We start from the raw sequence: 17,741 nt of genomic DNA, 5'->3' as shown, positions 1-17,741 counted from the left end.
TTCGAACAAATTGAAATATCAAACAAATAAAAAAATGCAAAAACTATTTATTCTTCTGCTTTGTATCTATCCACTGCTCGGAAACGCCCAATACTTTCCGGTTACAATAGCTGAGGGTAGCAACTTTCAGTCAACATCAACCTATGCCGATGTCATGAACTACATCAAGATGCTTGAGAAAGCATCGAAGCACATAAAAACCGAAACCATTGCTACCAGCATTGAAGGACGCGATATTCCGCTAATGGTTGTGGCAAACCCAATGCCCAAAACACCCCGCGATATTGGTAACCGGATTGTGGTATATATACAGGCCAACATACATGCGGGGGAGGTGGAAGGCAAGGAAGCATCGCTGATGTTTGTTCGCGACTTGCTTAAAAACCCCAATAATCCACTATTTAAAAACATTGTTCTGCTGGTTTGCCCTATACTCAATGCCGATGGTAACGAATCCATCAGTCCGAAAAACCGCCCTTGGCAGAACGGGCCTGTTAACGGTGTTGGCGTAAGGCATAACGGGCAAATGCTCGACCTGAACAGGGATGCCATGAAACTGGAAACTCCCGAAATGGTTGGCGTAGTATCCAACGTATTAAACCGCTGGGATCCTTCCATTGTTATGGATTGCCACACCACCAACGGATCCTACCATCAGGAGCCGGTTACCTTTACCTGGATGATGAACCCCAACGGTAATCGCGAACTCATAAACTACATGCGCGATAGGATGATGCCCTGGGTATCGACCCAGCTGTCGGTCAAGTATAAAACGCTAAACTGCTTCTACGGCGAGTTTATCGACCAAAAGGATTACGAAAAGGGTTGGATATCGTACGCTTCTGAACCCCGCTACTTTACCAACTACATTGGGTTAAGGAATAGGCTAAGCATTTTGAACGAGAACTACGTTTACGCCCCATTCGACGAACGGGTTTACGGGTGCTATAACCTGATTGCCTCAGTTTGCGATTACGCCATGCAAAACAGCAAGGAAATAAAGGATTTGCTTGCCAAAGCCGACAGAGAAACTATTCAGATACCCAAAACCTCACCTGCTCCCGAGTTTGCCATAACCTACGAGGGTAGGCCTACGCCCCAGTGGGTAACCATCCTCACCTACGAGGCCGAAGCCTATACCGACGAGCAGGGACGGGAAAGGTTCCGCAAAACCGACCGTAAGCGAACGGTTACCGTTCCCTACATTGCCGACTACTACCCCACCTCAACCATTCCACTCCCCTTTGCATACATTGTTAGAAATGACAAAGTGGTTACCAATCTACTTAAAAGTCACGGAATACAATTCCAAACCCTAACCGATACGGTAACCCTAAATGTAGAGCAGTTTACCATCGACTCGCTAAAGCCGGCCCCTCGAATTAACCAGGGGCACTATAACAGCAATATCTTTGGCAAATACGTTAAGGCCAATAGGCTATTCACAACCAACTACGTGATGGTTAAAACCTCGCAACCCCTTGGGCAACTGGCAGCTTACCTGCTTGAGCCACAGTCGGACGATGGCCTGGCGTTCTGGAACTTCTGGGACCGTTACCTTGTGCCGCAATGGGGCAACAACTACAACCCGGTACCGGTTTTCAGGATAACCGATGAGAAAGAGTTAGGCAGGGTAAAGCGGTAGCTTTTAGCACACGTAACCGATGCGTTTGATTAATTTAAAAAACATGTTTAAAAGGTGAGGAAAATGGATAAATCTATTAATACGATACCATGAATCCAACCATAGCCCGGGGTTTAAACCCCGGGCTATGGAATGGATTAAATAATAAAAATCGTTTTAACGTTAAAAAAGGGGAAAAATGGATAAATCCATTCAAACAATATTGCGAAATCCCCATAGCCCACGAATTAATTCGTGGGCTAGGAAATGTATTCTATTAAAGCCCTATTTCTAATCACAAACAAAAACCGCCCGTAGAGGCGGTTCTTTAATTTGCTAACTTTTTTGCTTAGAGCCGATGACGAGAATTGAACTCGTGACCCCTTCCTTACCAAGGAAGTGCTCTACCCCTGAGCTACATCGGCAAGTGTGGGGAGAGCAGGATTCGAACCTACGAAGGCATAAGCCAGCAGATTTACAGTCTGCCCCAGTTGGCCACTTTGGTATCTCCCCTTCCCTCTCAAAAATCGCGTTGCAAAAGTAGTAATTTTAGCAAAACTCGCAAGCGCCCTTTGCTATTGGCCTTGAAAAAATTTACGCCGAAAGGCGAATGGGTTGAAAATCAACACTAACATCAACAAACCTAGTAATCCATTGCATGGTTTTATAGGTGTATTCTTATTATTTAACTGAGGGGATAAACTTTTTTTCATGAAATAAATCTAACTTACACTAAAATCAACTTTACAACTAAAACCTATAACCATGAAAAAACTGTTACTTTGGGTATTGGCTATAGCCTTTACCATCACAGCAGTTCAGGGGCAGGAGGCACGCTTAATGCGTTTCCCGGCTGTGCATAACAATCAGGTGGTGTTTACCTATGCCGGCGACCTATACACTGTTGACATAAGCGGAGGCGTTGCCCGCAAGCTAACCACCCATGTTGGGTATGAGATGTTTCCTCACTTTTCGCCCGATGGTAGAACCATTGCCTTTACCGGGCAATACGATGGAAACACTGAGGTTTTCAGCATTCCTGCTGAGGGAGGAACTCCCAAACGTTTAACCCATACGGCTACCCTAAACCGCGATGATATCTCGGACCGAATGGGGCCTAATAACATAGTAATGGCCTGGACTCCCGATGGCGAAAAGATTGTTTACCGCTCGCGCAAGCAGAGCTTTAACGATTTTAAGGGGGAACTTTTCATGGTTCCCGTCAACGGCGGCATGAGCGAGGAACTACCCCTTTCCACCGGTGGCTTTTGCTCTTTCTCGCCCGATGGGAAAAAGCTTGCCTTCAACAGGGTTTTCCGTGAGTTCCGTACATGGAAATACTACAAGGGTGGCATGGCCGACGACATCTGGATTTTTGACTTTAACACCAAAGAGGTTACCAACATCACCAGTAACCCCGCACAGGATATTTTCCCCATGTGGATTGGCGATGAAATCTTCTTCCTATCGGACCGCGACAGAACCATGAACCTATTTGTGTACAACACCAAAACCAAGAACATCGAAAAGGTTACCAATTACACCGATTACGATATCAAGTTCCCATCGTTCGACCATAATACCATTGTTTTTGAGAAGGGCGGATTCCTATTTGCCTTTGATGTAAAAACACGTACAACCCGGAAAATAAACATCACCATAACCGACGACCAGAACTACTCACGCCCCTCGCTGGTTGATGCAAGCAAGCGCATCACCAATGCCGACCTCTCACCCAATGGCGAACGGGTAGTTTTTAGTGCACGTGGTGATGTTTACACTCTACCATCGGAAAAGGGTATTACTTACAACCTAACTGCATCATCCGATGTCCATGAGCGCGAGGCCACTTGGTCGCCCGATGGTAAATGGATTGCCTACCTCTCCGATAAAACAGGGGAGTATGAGGTTTACATCCAACCCCAGGATGGAAGCATGCCCGCCACTCAGGTAACCTCGGGCATTAACAACTACATTTTTGGCATAGAGTGGTCGCCGGATAGTAAAAAAATACTTTTTAGCGATCGCTTGGGTAGGCTACAGTATGTTGATATAGAAACTAAAGCCGTTACCCTGGTTACTAAGGGTAAGTATGGCTTGGTAAACAGCTATAGCTGGTCGCCCGATAGCAAATGGATTGCCTACTCTACTTCCGATTCCAACCGATTCTCAGTAGTTTACATTTACGGTATTGACAGTAAGACCACCAATTCCGTTACCAATGGCTGGTTTTCATCGTATGGGCCGGTATTTTCAAACGATGGAAAGTACCTGCTTTACGTATCGGATAGGGAGTTTAATCCCATTTACAGCAACACGGAGTGGAATCACGCCTATGTTGACATGAGCAACATATACATAGTGATGCTCTCCAAGGATACACCCTCACCCTTTGCTCTTGAAAATAACGAGGTAAAACCCGAAACCAAAACAGAGCAGCCCAAGGACAAGGATTCAGCCAAAAAACCAGCCAAAACCGAGGAGAAACCAAAGCCTGAAGTTCAGCCTGTTAAAATCGATTTTGACGGCATTGAGAATCGCACCGTTGAGTTACCGGGCAAAGCAGGCCGATACTACAACATCTACTGTATTGATGGCAAGGTTTACTACAACTACTCCAACTCCAAGGATCGCCAACCTGTGGCCATGATGTACGACCTGAAGAAACATAAGGAGACTGAACTGGGCGAATCCATCAGGTTCACCATTTCATCGAACGGGAAAAAGATGCTGGTATCGAAAAACCGCACCTATGCAGTAATCGACCTGCCAACCGGGAAAATCAACATGGAAAAGACCATTGATTTAAGTGACATGAAGGTTTGGGTTGACTACCACAAGGAGTGGAAACAAATATTCGACGAGAGCTGGCGTCAGATGCGCGATTTCTTCTATGTAGAGAACATGCATGGTGTTGATTGGAAAGCCATTCACGATAAATACGCTGTACTGGTACCCTACGTTAACCACCGCAACGACCTAACCTATATCATTGGCGAAATGATTGGCGAGCTTAATGTTGGTCACGCTTACGTGAACAGTGGCGATAAGCCAGAACCCGAACGCATTAAAACCGGGCTTTTAGGAGCTAAGTTGAGCAAGCACAGCAGCGGCTACTTCAGGGTTGACAAAATACTTGAAGGCGCCAACTGGAGCGATGCGCTCCGTTCACCACTGGCCGAGATTGGTGTGAATGTTAAGGAGGGCGACTATATAATTTCAGTGGATGGGGTTGACCTCAAAAACATCCCCGATATCTACTCTACCCTTATCAATAAGGCCGATAAAACAGTTGCTCTTGTTGTTAACAACTCACCACAGGCTAACGGAGGCCGCAAGGTGCTTGTAAAACCCATTGCCGACGAATCGGAACTTTACTACTATACCTGGGTGCAGAACAATATTCGTAAGGTAAACGAGGCCACCAATGGCGAAGTGGGTTACATCCATATTCCCGATATGGGAGTTGCCGGGCTCAATGAGTTTGTGAAATACTTCTACCCTCAGCTCACCAAAAAGGCTTTAATAATTGACGACAGAGGTAATGGTGGTGGAAATGTATCGCCAATGATACTTGAACGCCTAAGCCGTGTGGTTTACCGCATGACCATGCGCCGTGGATTCGATCAACCATCAACAATCCCTTCGGAAACGCATTACGGGCCAAAGGTTGTGCTCATTGACCGTTACTCCGCCTCCGACGGCGATCTTTTCCCTTACGGTTTCAAAAAGTTAGGCCTTGGGCCACTTATTGGTGTTAGGAGTTGGGGCGGCGTTGTTGGTATTTCAGGCTCACTACCATTTGTTGATGGTGGCGACCTGCGTAAACCGGAATTTACCAGCTTTAGCTCCGATACAGGCGAGTGGATAATTGAAGGACATGGTGTTGATCCTGATATTGAGATTGACAACGACCCATACAGGGAGTACATGGGGCAGGATGATCAGCTGAATAAGGCTATTGAGCAGATTAAGGTTATGCTTAAGGATTACAAGCCTCTACCGCAAATACCCCAAGCACCTGACAGGTCGAAGTAATGAAATAAAAAACGGGTTGAAGTTTTCAACCCGTTTTTTAATTTACTTTTTAATATCGTAAAAACAGCGTTGGGGAGAGTGTAGCTTCCCATCAGCCACCAGTTTTTTGATTGCCTTTTCAACCTCTTTCTTATCAACACCTGCAGCTTCGGCTATCTCTCCTGCTTTCATCGGCTTACCAGCCGATTTTAGGGTTTGAATTACTTTGTCATTTGCGTCCATAGTAAACTCATTTTAGTTTGACATTTATTTATGGGGATGAAACATCATGATTGTTTCCCTTAGGTACTGGTTATCGAGATGTGTATAAATCTCGGTGGTTTGAATCGATTCATGTCCAAGCATCTCCTGAACGGCGCGCAAATCGGCTCCTCCCTCAATTAAATGGGTGGCAAAGGAATGCCTGAGCGTATGGGGGCTTATGTTCTTTTTAATCCCGGCCAGTGAAGCATACTTTTTAATAATGGTGAACACCATCTCGCGGGTTAGCTTTCGGCCCCATCGGTTTAGGAAAACGATATTGCGCGAATCAGGATCAATACGTGAATCGATGCTGTTACGCTGAGCAAGGTATGCATTGATGTCGTTAATGGCTTTTGTGCCAATTGGCACAAGCCTTTCCTTATCGCCTTTACCAATAACCCTAATAAAGCCATCGGTAAAGAACAAATCGGTAAGCCTAAGCGAAACCAACTCCGACACACGAAGCCCACAGCTGTAAAGCGTTTCAATAATGGCTTTGTTTCTGTGCCCATCGGGTTTGCTCAGGTCGATAGCCGCCTCTAAAGCATCGATTTCAGCTACGCTTAGAACCTCGGGCAATTTTCGGCCTATTTTGGGAGAATCGATCAGCTCGGTAGGATCGGTGTCAATCACCTCCTCAAGTAGCAAGTACTTAAAAAAGCCCCTTACGCCGGAAAGAATCCTGGATTGCGAACGCTTATTCAAGCCCAAATCGTGAAGCTGAGCCAAGAACTCCTCCAAATCGTTACGCCGTATCGATTCAGGCTCAACGCCTTTCCCCTCGGCAAACCTCCAGAGCTTATCCATGTCGGCGCGGTAAGCTGCAATGGAGTTCTCGGAAAGCGATTTCTCAAGTCGCAGAAAGTTAATGTAATCGTCTATTGCGTTGCTCCATCCCATTTTAACTCGTTAGGTTTATACAAATATATGCAATAACCCATAAATGATTAGAATCAGCCTATGATTGTTTTATATCAACTTTGACCTACGTTAAAATTTCGTAAATTTTGCATGTAAACCAAAACAAACAAAACTATGGTAAACTCCGATTTAGTTGCAACAGGACTAATTGCAGCTTACACCATTTATAGTTTGGTAGCAATTGGTCTATTTGGTTGGTTTGCCTACCGAATAACCAAACCAACTAAAACGCCTGTAGTAAAGCCTGTACTATTTTACTCTTTTACTACGTTGCTTGTAATAATTGGCGTATCGCTCCACCTCACTACCATGCACACCATTCCTTGGGTAAAACTGGAAATGGATGCATCAAAAATCAACCCTGACAGGTTGATTAAAATGGAGGTCGATAGTTTTAAGTTTTACATCCTTACCGATTCAATTAGGCAGGAGTTGCCCGTTGCTGAGCCTATTAAAATCAAGGAGGGTGAAACAGTTATGTTCGATGTGTATTCCAAAGACCTAACCTATGGATTTGGATTATTCAGGCCTAACAATACTATGGTATTACAAATGCAGGTACTACCACTTTACAGTAACAAAATCATATGGGAGTTCAATGAAAAGGGGACTTTCACCTTGCGTTCAACCGAATTTGCAGGCCCAAAAAGCACCCGTATGATAATACCTAACTTTATTACTGTCGAATAATAAAATTGTTGGTCTATGAAAAAGTTTATAGATACTTTAATAAATGGCAATGAGGTAAACGGACGCTTAGCAGGCCTTACCCCATTACAAAAATTAACCTTAAGGTTTACTGTAGTATCACTTGTTTACTATGGCTTTGCTGTAATTGAAGGGATGATAATGCGCTTAATCCTTGCATCACCAAACTCACTCACTGAACTAATTCCTGAACATCAATACTTTGCAATCCTAACTGCACATCCACTTGTTGGTATCTTTGGTGCCACCTACACCCTTGTGTTTGGCGCCTTCTATTTTGCGTTATCTTTCCTTCTTAAAAAACCATTATGGGGATTTAAAGCTGCAAATTGGTCGTTTTGGCTGATTACTATTGGGGTTTTCGTTTTCTGGTTTGCAGGATTCCTTTCGCATTATGGGCCTCTATATACCCTATACTGGCCACTACCAGCTGACTTTAATCAATTTGGGCCATGGGGTGGCACATTCTTTATTCTTGGAATTGCCTTGGTAATGGTGGCCTCCATAATTTTTGTTGTTATTGTTTTTAAAACAATTACTTACACCCCTAAAGGGTGGGAAAAGCAACCGGGTGGTTCACTTTTGGCTTCGGCACTGGGAGTATCGGGGCTAGCAAACCTTTTCCGAAAAAAAGAAAATCGTAAACATCACCAAGTACCATTACCAGTTGCTGCCATTGCTAGGGGATCGGTTGATGTATTCCTGAATGCTGGTATAATAACCTTTACGGGAGTGCTTATTCTGGTTTACTTAGTAGGACATATTTTGGGATTTAACCTACAAAACTCATGGATTGATGCGCTCCTCTACAAGAACATGTTCTGGTGGGGGCTCGACCTAATAGCTGATGGTTTAGTTCTCATTTTTGTTGCCGGTACTTGGTACCTACTTGCCATGCTAATAACTGGCGTTAAAAATGTATACATGGAGAACGTAGCTAGGGCACTACTTTTGCTCGAACTAGTAGTTTCCTGGACAGTTTGGTCGCACCACCTCCTTTCCGATCAGGCGCAGCCCTTAATGCTAAAACTTGTGTCTGGTCAATTTGTAACAGCGTTTGAGCTTATAACCCAAGGCTTAGCTCTATTTATAAGTTTAGTAACTCTTTGGGGTGCACGCCCTCTAAAATGGACACCAGAACTAAAATTTTTCCTTGGAGGTTTACTTGGTTTTGCCCTAGCTGTTGCAGCAGGAATTATCCAAGCCGATATGGGGATGAATCGTATACTACACAACACACAATGGATTGTTGGGCCTCACGTCCACGTTGCTGTTCTGATTGGACTTACCATGACCCTATATGCAGTAGTTTATAAATTACTACCCGTACTAACTAATGGTTTGAACATTTTTAGCGTAAAGCTTACATCATGGCATTTCTGGCTACATCTACTTGGAGGTATAGGTATGGGTGCGTTCATGGGCATGGCTGGGCTTAAAGGCATGCTCCGCAGAACCATCTACTACAATGGCGAGTTTGATATTTTTATGATTCTTGCAGCATTAGCTGGAGCAGCATTACTTTTAGCCTACTTGTCATACTTTTTCAACCTTGTCCTCACAATCGGAGTAAAAGGAATTATTGAAATCTTCAAACCATCAAAACTACCTAAGGAGCAAATACTTCCCGAATAATTTACTTAACGTAATACGCAAAAGGGCTTTCGAATTTTCGATTGCCCTTTTCTTTTTTTAGAAAGCTTAACAAAAACTTGAGTATTTTTGCAAAAAAAATCCACCTATGCTCAAACGTACAAAAATAGTTGCCACCATATCCGATAAGCGTTCCGATGTAGATTTTATAAGAGCCCTTTACCAGGCCGGAATGAACGTTGCGCGTTTGAACACCGCCCACATGAACCCAGAATCAGCCAAAAATCTGATTTCCAATATCCGGAGCGTTTCTGAAAACATCGCTATACTTGTCGATACTAAAGGCCCCGAGATTAGAACCTCATCAAATGGTGAGGAAATTAAGGTGGAAACCGGAATGAACATAAAGATTATTGGTAACCCCGATGGAGCCTCTGGAAACGACACCGTGTACGTTAGCTACCCGAACATTGCGGCCGAAGTGCCAGTTGGTAACACCATTCTTATAGATGATGGCGAAATTGAATTAAAAGTGGTTGATAAAAAGGACAATGCCCTCTCCTGCGAGGTAACAAACTGTGGTACCATAAAATTGCGGAAAAGTGTAAACATACCGAATGTGCACATCAACCTTCCCTCGCTAACCGAAAAGGATAAGGCTTTTGTTCAGTTTGCCATTGAAAACAATATAGATTTCATTGCTCACAGCTTTGTTCGTAACAAACACGACGTGCTTGAAATCAAGGAGATACTCCATAAACACAATAGCCCAATTAAAATTATTGCCAAAATTGAGAACCAACAAGGTGTTGATAATATTGACGAAATCCTTGACCACGCCTACGGCGTAATGGTGGCTCGTGGCGATTTAGGCATCGAGATTCCTGCCGAGAAACTACCTATTATACAACGCAGAATTGTTAGGAAATGTATAGAAAGTAAAAAGCCGGTAATAATTGCAACCCAGATGTTACATACCATGATTGAGCATCCGCGTCCCACGCGTGCTGAAATCAGCGATATAGCCAATGCCATATACGAACGTACCGACGCCATTATGCTAAGCGGCGAAACGGCATACGGTCAGTACCCCGTTGAAGCGGTTGAGGTGATGACCCGCGTTGCTCGCGAGGTTGAGGAAGCCCAAGAGGCTGACCTTTCAGTAAACCTTGTTCGAATTAACAACGAGGTAACAGCAACCCTGGCTAAAGCTGCCGTTAGGGCATGTTCATCGCTTCCCATTAAAGCTATTATTGTTGATACACTTACAGGTCGCACCGGCCGATACCTTGCTGCATTCCGTGGTAGAATTCCCATATTTGCCATTTGCTACAAGCAACATGTAATGCGCGAGTTAGCGCTATCGTATGGAGTGGAAGCAGTTTACATGGAGCCCCGCACCTCACGCGACCATTTCCTAACCGATGCCATTGGCACCATGCTCGAACGCCGAAAAATAGCTTCCGAGGACATGGTACTTATCATTGGAGGTAGCTTTGGACCCAGCAATGGTGCTTCGTTCATGGAAATTAGCAAGGTAAAAAATCTGGTATCCAAAAAGTAAAAAATGCCCGATTCTTTAGGCAAATCAGTAAAACTGCACATAGCAATTCTAGCTATTCAACTTATTTGCCAACTGGGCTACTCCCAGAAAATGCCAAATGCTTACTACAGAGCAGAGGCAGCGCTTGAACTAAACGATACAAAGAATGCCCTCAGCTGGGCTGATTCGTGCTTCAATGCCAAACCATACCGTTACCAGTATTACCTTGTAAAAGGGAAAGCCCTTTTGCAAGCCAATCGGTATAATGAGGCCATTGAGGCCTTTTTACAGGCTGAACAACAACGCTCAGGCATTGCATCGTATCAACTGGCAAGAACATATTGCCTCATGGGCGATACTGTAAACTGTATTGAATGGACTCGTCAGAATTTACAGTCAATATATAGAGAATCTGAAAGTAGCTACCTACTCAGTAACGACTTTTCATTTGCGCATTCCTTAAAGGAATGGCAAAAAATCTGGGACAAAGAATGGTATTCCGCAATTGAAAAGGATATTCACTATGCCCGTTACCTAATCGGTAACCAAAACTACGACGAGGCTATTGAGCTCCTTAACAAAAGGATAAAAAGTAAAAAATCAAAAGCAGAACTATTTGAGTTACGGGGACGTGCGCACCTTTATGCCGGAAACTTTTCACTTGCACTAAGAGATTTTGAGAACGCATACCATCGGAGCAAAAGGAATTATGTTTACTTGGCACTGCAGGCCAATGCACTATTTAACCTTAATCAAAGCGGAAAAGCGTTAACGCAAATCGAGCAAGCTATTGACAAGTCAGGGAATAAACCCGATTACTTGCTGTTGAAGGCAAAAATCCTCAGTAAATTAGATCGCTATAGCGAGGCGTATGAAACCCTAAAGGAATACCTTGTGTATTTCCCCAACAACACCGAAGCAAATTTAAACCTAGCAAGGTATGCTTATGAGTCAGGATACTATACCGATGCCCTACTGGCAATAGCCAAAATGCTCAAGTTTACTCCGGATAACATAGAACTTATTCTGCTTAGGGGAAAAATCTACCTAAAAACCGACCAACCCCGACAAGCAATTGTCGACTTTGATAAAGCAATCAACCAGAACTATTGCACTGCAGAGTCGTACCTGCTAAAAGGTTTAGCTCTGCTGCAAATAGGTGAAAGGCAAGAAGCTTGTAAATGCTTCTCAATATCGGGCAGTTTGGGTAACATCGATGCTCAGGGTTTGCATTTCAACACCTGCAGAAAATAATAACCATATACATTCATCATCAATCAAAGAATTAACGTCAAAAAAAATTGATAATAATCAAAAGTTTGTTTAAAATTGTGTAAAATGAAAAAACATGGAAATAAAAGGTTCAGCAGTAAAAGCAACCCCTGACTTTGTAAAAGCCAACTTTATTAACCGCTACTCGGAATGGCTAAAGTCACTACCAAGCTCATCGCGTGAGATTATTGAAAAACCTATTTATGCAACAACATGGTATCCGTTAATTGAATCGGTAATCATACCTACACAAAAAGTAGCCGATTTGTTTTACAATGGCGATTACAATAAGGCAGCACGTGAAATTGGAAGGTTTAGCGCTGATATAGCCCTCAAAGGCATATACAAAATATTTGTTAGGATAAGTTCACCACAATTTGTATTAAGTAGAGCATCAAGTATATTTTCCACTTACTACCAACCTGCCGACATTAAAGTGGTGGAAAGTTCCGATAAAAAAGCAGTACTTCAGCTTGACAAGTTTCATGTTGATGAAAAACTCATAATGGAGCGAATTGCAGGCTGGATTGAGCATACCCTTGAAATCACACTTAAATCACCCTTAAAGGTTGATGTGGAACAAATAGTAAACGGGAAGAACCTTACCGCTCGGATAACTGCCATGTGGCAATAGCTACAATAGTTATTGAATAAAACCTGATAATTGCTATATTTACAAAAAAAATAGCAATTATGCTGGGATTGGCAGCTAAAAGCTTGGTTCCGGTTCGCAAGGAACCCAATGAAACCACTGAGATGGTTAACCAACTACTTTTTGGCGAAAAGGTTACAATTCTTGAGAATTTTAAGCAATGGTATAGAATTGAAAGCACCCTTGACAGCTACCCGGGATGGGTGGACTCCAGGCTAATTGATATTGTAGCAGACACTAGCAGCGAAAAGGAACTTACCAACTTTTCGGTTCTCTCATCACTGGCCGAGGCCATAAAGGTAGATGATAACTCAAGGTATTTACTTAGTCCGGGATCGATTCTTTACGGATATTCTGGAAAAAAATTCCACTTAAACGGCTCAAATTTTGAACTTACTGCCAATATTCCCTCTCTGCCCACTAATCCTTTGGATCATATAATCAAAACCGCCCAAGCATTTATAAACACCCCGTACCTATGGGGCGGCAAATCGATTTTCGGCATCGATTGTTCTGGCCTGGTTCAGGTTTGCTTCAGAACTGCCGGGGTATTCCTCCCACGCGATGCGTGGCAACAGGTTCAAAACGGCCAAACTGTTGAGTTTGTCGACCATGCCCAACCCGGCGATATTGCTTTCTTCGATAACGAAGAGGGACACATTATCCATGTTGGTATTCTAATCAATCCCAATGAAATAGTACATAGCTCCGGTTACGTTCGAATTGATAAATTTGACCATCAAGGGATTTACAACTCACAACTGGGCATATACACCCACAAGCTTAGGATTATTAAGCGAGTACTATAAGCCATAACGGAACGGAAGGCAATGGCTTGGTGGGCCAAACGAAAGGAATCTGAAAGAATGTAATCCAATTGATTCCAATGCATTCTCTATGCAAGTCTGCATAATTATAGTTTTGCTTGACATTAAAACATATTTTTGGTATCTTTCAAAATCCGTTCTAAACTCAACCGTATGCTAAAACACCAACTTTTGATAGCCATTGCCATTATTGCATTTGCAATTTGGGTTGCTCTTAGAAAACGTGATCAAAAAAAATCGGACAACGACGAGAACCCTGATAATGAATAGTTTAGCATGTATACCTACGAGTACCCCCGAATGCTTGTCACGGTCGATGCCGTAATTTTCAAGGTCGATATAAACTATAAGCCAACCCACCTTCTACTCATTGAACGTGGCAACGAACCCTACAAGGGACATTTCGCTTTACCTGGAGGCTTCCCCGAAATTAAGGAACTACTAGTTGATGCCGCAGCTCGTGAGCTATTTGAGGAAACCGGGATTGCTGGGGTTGAGCTAAAACAGATTGGTGCATTCGATGATATTGATAGAGACCCACGCGATAGAAACATTGCCATTGCCTTTTGGGGAGTGGTAAACGATGATAAAATTAGTCCGACTGCTGGCGATGACGCTGCAAAAGCCCAATGGTTTCCGCTTGATAATCTTCCCCCGCTGGCATTCGACCATTCAAAAATAGTTAAGGCAGCTCGTGGCTGCCTTAAGAGAGGTTTTCCAGAACAGTAAACTGCCTAAACTATCATTCCGGCACCTACTGTTACATTAGTGGCTTCATCAATAAGTATCAAACTTCCTGTAACACGGTTCTGGCGGTACGAGTCGTAAAACAATGGTTTGGTTGTGCGAATGGTAATGCAAGCAATATCATTCATCCCTACCGATTTGTCGTTGTAATCCTTTTCCAGGGTGTTGATGTTTACCTTGTACTTCACCTCCTTGACCATGCAGCGCAAATCGTTAGTGGTGTGCTTCAGGGCATACTTACCACCGGGAACCATGGGTTTATCGCCTAACCAGCATATCATTAGTTCAACATCCTGCCCCTGCTTAATGCCATTCTCCTCAGGAATAATCATACACCCTCTGGATACGTCCAAATCGTCCTCCAAAATAATTGTTCCGGATTGCGGAGCGGTAATTGAATCAAGATGATCAGTCCAAAAGTCGATACCCTTGATGGTAGTGGTAAAGCCCGAGGGTAAAACTTTTACCCTATCACCAACCCTAAATGTACCACTTGCCATACGTCCGGCATAACCCCTGTAATCGTGGAACTCAATGGATTGTGGACGAATAACATACTGAACAGGGAATCGAGCATCGAGCTGATTATAATCATTTGAAATATACAGGTTCTCAAGCAGATACATCAGTGTAGGGCCTTGATACCAATCCATATTCTTGGAACGATCAACCACATTATCGCCCAGAAGAGCGCTAATGGGAATGAATCGGACATCGTGCAAATCGAGATGCGTTGCAAATTCATGGAACTTCTGCTGAATACTATCAAAAACATCCTGCTTAAAATCAACTAAATCCATTTTATTCACGCATACTATCACGTGAGGAATACGGAGAAGCGAGGCAATGTAAGCATGACGGATGGTTTGTTCAATCACGCCATGGCGGGCATCAACCAGGATAACGGCTGCATTTGCAGTTGAGGCACCGGTTACCATGTTGCGGGTATACTGTACGTGACCCGGAGTATCGGCAATAATGAACTTGCGCTTGGGGGTATGGAAATAACGGTATGCCACATCAATGGTTATACCCTGCTCGCGCTCGGCGCGCAGACCATCGGTTAGTAAGGCAAGATTGATATACTCTTCGCCTTTCTTTATACTTGCCCGTTCAATTGCTTCCAGCTGATCCTGAAAGATTGCCTTTGAATCGTATAGTAGTCGTCCAATCAGAGTGCTTTTGCCATCGTCAACACTGCCAGCAGTAGTAAACCGCAAAAGCTCCATATCTAGGTATGAACGTTCAATTACTTTATCTTCCATTGGAAAATGATTTAAAAACTAAAAATAACCTTCAATTTTGCGATCCTCCATAGCTGCCTCGGAGCGTTTATCGTCAGCACGTCCGCCACGTTCAGTTACTCGCGTTGCAGCCACCTCACGAATAATATCCTCAACGCTACTTGCAACCGACTCAATAGCACCTGTGCAAGTGGCATCGCCAATGGTACGGAAACGAACAATCCGTTTTTCGGCTTTTTCGGTATCCTTCATCTTTAAGAAGGGAGTTTTGGCATAAAGCACACCATCGCGCTCAAAAACCTCACGTTCGTGCGAGAAGTATAGCGAGGGTAAAGCAATATTTTCCATTAGTATATATTGCCATACATCCATCTCGGTCCAGTTACTAATTGGGAATACCCTAAAATGCTCACCCATATTCTTGCGGCCATTAAAAAGGTTCCAGAGCTCAGGGCGTTGGTTTTTGGGATCCCACTGACCAAACTCATCGCGATGCGAGAAGAAACGCTCCTTAGCCCTTGCCTTTTCCTCATCGCGACGACCACCTCCCATGGCACAATCTATTTTTAATTCCTCAATGGCATCGAGCAGGGTAACGGTTTGCAACTTGTTTCGGCTGGCATTGTAACCGGTTTCCTCTACTACCCTACCCTTATCAATGGAGTCCTGCACGTATCTTACAATTAGCTGCACTCCGGTTTCCTGCACCAACCAATCCCGAAAATCGAGTGTTTCCTGAAAGTTATGGCCGGTATCGATGTGCATTAGGGGGAAGGGAACCTTTGCGGGATAAAAAGCCTTGCGGGCTAGATGAAACATCACTATGGAATCCTTTCCGCCGCTGAAAAGCATCACAGGGTTTTCAAACTGTGAAACCACCTCGCGAATAACAAACACTCCTTCCGATTCAAGTTCGCGTAAGTGGTTAATTGGCACTTTATTACTCATATCAAAATCCGTTAAATTACTTCAATTCTAGCAACTTGAGAAATTACATCGGGTAGCCCTTTACATGCTTGCCTACTTGGTGTTTTTCCCTAAACAATATTCCTATAGCCTTCCAATTGCCTCTATCACTTTCAACACCCTATAAGCATGGCAAAGATACACCATAGGGTAGTATGAAATGATTGTTATTTATCAACCCATCGCAGGAAATGGTCGTAGAGAATGTCAGCAGCTTCACCCTCACTTAATTCGGCAGTATTCAAGCGCAAGCTGGGTTTCATAGGCGCCTCGTAGCTATCGGATATCCCGGTGAAGTTTGGAAGCGAACCATTAATTGCTTTGCTGTAGTTTCCCTTGATATCACGCGACTGACAAACCTCTACTGGGGCATCGGTAAATACCTCAAAGAAGTTTTTTGGGCCAACAATTGACCTTGCCATTTCGCGCATGGATATCAGTGGTGAAACGAAACAACAGATGGTTACAACTCCCTGTGAATTAAGTAATGCTGCCATATTGGCCACCCTACGTATGTTTTCCGTTCTATCGGCCGGGCTGAATCCCAAATCGCTACATAACCCCTTTCGAACCTCATCGCCATCGAGCAGCACCACAGGAATTTTAAGCTGGCTAATAAGGCCTTGTAGTGCTTTCCCTAGTGTTGTTTTTCCTGAAGCGGGTAACCCTGTTATCCAGACTGTGATAGGATGCATGTAACTCATGAAAACTACCTCATATCAATAACTTCAACCCCTTTGTGCTTTTCCACATCAAATTTGAACCGATCGTCACGTAAAGGAACGTTTGATTTGAAGTTTTTAATTTGAATGATGTAGTTATTGCCATCCTTACCCTGGTATCGAATAAGGTATGGTTCAAGGGTGTTTGCATCGAACTGCAACTTAACCGATGAGTAAGGTAAATTCAGGTCGCGTGGGAAAAAATCAACCTCATGCAAAACCCTGTTCTTTGATTTCTGCTGCCCTATATACTTATACTTGAAGTTCTTGTCGTAATCCTTAAAAAGCTTCATTGGATCTTCCAAAAAGCCATTCTCCTTAACATTCATCTTTGAAATGGTAACCTCTTTTGCCTCCTTAATGTATTGCCATTTGGTTTGACCATCGGAAAATACTTCCATACCCATTAGGTCGAGGTAAAACATTTTACCCTTAGCCAGTATCTTGCCCTGATGGGTATCAGTAATGCGTTCCTGGAGGTTTTCAAGTGTAAAGCTAAATGTTGCGGAAAGCGATTTAATTCCCTGCATTTTGTTACTAAAACTCCTAACAATTCCATCGGGGTTTACCTCTTGACTAAAGAGAGTAAGCGACGATGAAATAAACAGCAAACTCAGAATTTGTTTCATTGATAAAAGAAT

Annotated in this window: 15 protein-coding genes and 2 tRNA genes; 9 read left to right on the top strand and 8 right to left on the bottom strand. The window is 43.5% G+C overall.

Going from position 1 to position 17,741, the window contains the following annotated elements; all coding sequences use genetic code 11:
- The first annotated feature begins 34 nt into the window (after window positions 1-34).
- On the top strand, window positions 35-1,645 hold the full coding sequence (locus tag AB6811_RS00910; RefSeq protein ID WP_369488319.1) for a M14 family metallopeptidase: 1,611 nt from the start codon (window positions 35-37) through the stop codon (window positions 1,643-1,645).
- A gap of 332 nt (window positions 1,646-1,977) precedes the next feature.
- On the opposite strand, the gene AB6811_RS00905 is transcribed toward AB6811_RS00910, so the two are convergent.
- Together AB6811_RS00905 and AB6811_RS00900 are read right to left on the bottom strand one after the other, a co-directional pair.
- Window positions 1,978-2,049 (bottom strand) — tRNA-Thr (locus AB6811_RS00905).
- 5 nt (window positions 2,050-2,054) lie between these two features.
- Window positions 2,055-2,137 (bottom strand) — tRNA-Tyr (locus AB6811_RS00900).
- Between the two features lie 252 nt (window positions 2,138-2,389).
- Between AB6811_RS00900 and AB6811_RS00895 the strand changes: the two genes are divergently transcribed.
- On the top strand, window positions 2,390-5,662 hold the full coding sequence (locus AB6811_RS00895; protein ID WP_369488318.1) for a S41 family peptidase: 3,273 nt from the start codon (window positions 2,390-2,392) through the stop codon (window positions 5,660-5,662).
- A 42-nt stretch (window positions 5,663-5,704) separates the two neighbouring features.
- Here AB6811_RS00895 and AB6811_RS00890 read toward each other — a convergent pair whose 3' ends face one another.
- A complete protein-coding gene (locus AB6811_RS00890; RefSeq protein ID WP_369488317.1) occupies window positions 5,705-5,884 on the bottom strand; it encodes a helix-turn-helix domain-containing protein in 180 nt (59 codons plus the stop codon).
- 24 nt (window positions 5,885-5,908) lie between these two features.
- Window positions 5,909-6,805 carry a site-specific tyrosine recombinase XerD gene (gene xerD / locus AB6811_RS00885; protein WP_369488316.1) on the bottom strand — a complete coding sequence of 299 codons (897 nt, stop codon included), beginning with the start codon at window positions 6,803-6,805 and terminating at the stop codon, window positions 5,909-5,911.
- A gap of 135 nt (window positions 6,806-6,940) precedes the next feature.
- Here xerD and AB6811_RS00880 point away from each other — a divergent pair, with 135 nt between their 5' ends.
- The 7 genes from AB6811_RS00880 (at window position 6,941) to AB6811_RS00850 (ending at window position 14,150) form a co-directional block, all read left to right on the top strand.
- A complete protein-coding gene (locus AB6811_RS00880) occupies window positions 6,941-7,516 on the top strand; it encodes a cupredoxin domain-containing protein (RefSeq protein WP_369488315.1) in 576 nt (191 codons plus the stop codon).
- A gap of 15 nt (window positions 7,517-7,531) precedes the next feature.
- Window positions 7,532-9,169, top strand: a complete 1,638-nt coding sequence (locus tag AB6811_RS00875) for a cbb3-type cytochrome c oxidase subunit I (protein ID WP_369488314.1) — start codon at window positions 7,532-7,534, stop codon at window positions 9,167-9,169.
- A 106-nt stretch (window positions 9,170-9,275) separates the two neighbouring features.
- Window positions 9,276-10,691 carry a pyruvate kinase gene (pyk, locus tag AB6811_RS00870; protein ID WP_369488313.1) on the top strand — a complete coding sequence of 472 codons (1,416 nt, stop codon included), beginning with the start codon at window positions 9,276-9,278 and terminating at the stop codon, window positions 10,689-10,691.
- Between the two features lie 3 nt (window positions 10,692-10,694).
- The gene (locus tag AB6811_RS00865; RefSeq protein WP_369488312.1) at window positions 10,695-11,924 is read left to right on the top strand and encodes a tetratricopeptide repeat protein; all 1,230 of its coding nucleotides are present in this window, start codon (window positions 10,695-10,697) and stop codon (window positions 11,922-11,924) included.
- 94 nt (window positions 11,925-12,018) lie between these two features.
- The gene (locus AB6811_RS00860; protein ID WP_369488311.1) at window positions 12,019-12,576 is read left to right on the top strand and encodes a hypothetical protein; all 558 of its coding nucleotides are present in this window, start codon (window positions 12,019-12,021) and stop codon (window positions 12,574-12,576) included.
- A gap of 59 nt (window positions 12,577-12,635) precedes the next feature.
- Window positions 12,636-13,403: a C40 family peptidase gene (locus AB6811_RS00855; RefSeq protein WP_369488310.1), complete on the top strand. Its 768-nt coding sequence runs from the start codon at window positions 12,636-12,638 to the stop codon at window positions 13,401-13,403.
- A gap of 294 nt (window positions 13,404-13,697) precedes the next feature.
- Window positions 13,698-14,150 (top strand): NUDIX domain-containing protein, encoded by a 453-nt coding sequence (locus AB6811_RS00850; protein ID WP_369488309.1) that lies wholly within the window; start codon window positions 13,698-13,700, stop codon window positions 14,148-14,150.
- Window positions 14,151-14,155: 5 nt separating this feature from the next.
- Here the strand turns inward: AB6811_RS00850 and AB6811_RS00845 are convergent, their stop codons facing one another.
- The 4 genes from AB6811_RS00845 to lolA1 all read right to left on the bottom strand — a co-directional run bounded on the left by AB6811_RS00845 (window position 14,156) and on the right by lolA1 (window position 17,729).
- Window positions 14,156-15,433, bottom strand: a complete 1,278-nt coding sequence (locus tag AB6811_RS00845) for a sulfate adenylyltransferase subunit 1 (protein WP_369488308.1) — start codon at window positions 15,431-15,433, stop codon at window positions 14,156-14,158.
- Window positions 15,434-15,451: 18 nt separating this feature from the next.
- Entirely contained in the window at window positions 15,452-16,360 is a 909-nt protein-coding gene (cysD, locus tag AB6811_RS00840) for a sulfate adenylyltransferase subunit CysD (RefSeq protein WP_369488307.1), read from the bottom strand.
- Window positions 16,361-16,545: 185 nt separating this feature from the next.
- A complete protein-coding gene (gene cysC, locus AB6811_RS00835; protein ID WP_369488306.1) occupies window positions 16,546-17,082 on the bottom strand; it encodes an adenylyl-sulfate kinase in 537 nt (178 codons plus the stop codon).
- A gap of 5 nt (window positions 17,083-17,087) precedes the next feature.
- Window positions 17,088-17,729 (bottom strand): outer membrane lipoprotein periplasmic chaperone LolA1, encoded by a 642-nt coding sequence (gene lolA1, locus AB6811_RS00830; RefSeq protein WP_369488305.1) that lies wholly within the window; start codon window positions 17,727-17,729, stop codon window positions 17,088-17,090.
- Window positions 17,730-17,741: the final 12 nt, after the last annotated feature.

Origin of the sequence: Tenuifilum sp. 4138str, from assembly GCF_041102575.1 — a bacterium.
In the GTDB taxonomy this organism is placed as follows: Bacteria; Bacteroidota; Bacteroidia; order Bacteroidales; family Tenuifilaceae; genus Tenuifilum; species Tenuifilum osseticum.
This window is presented reverse-complemented; position numbering and strand designations above follow the sequence as displayed.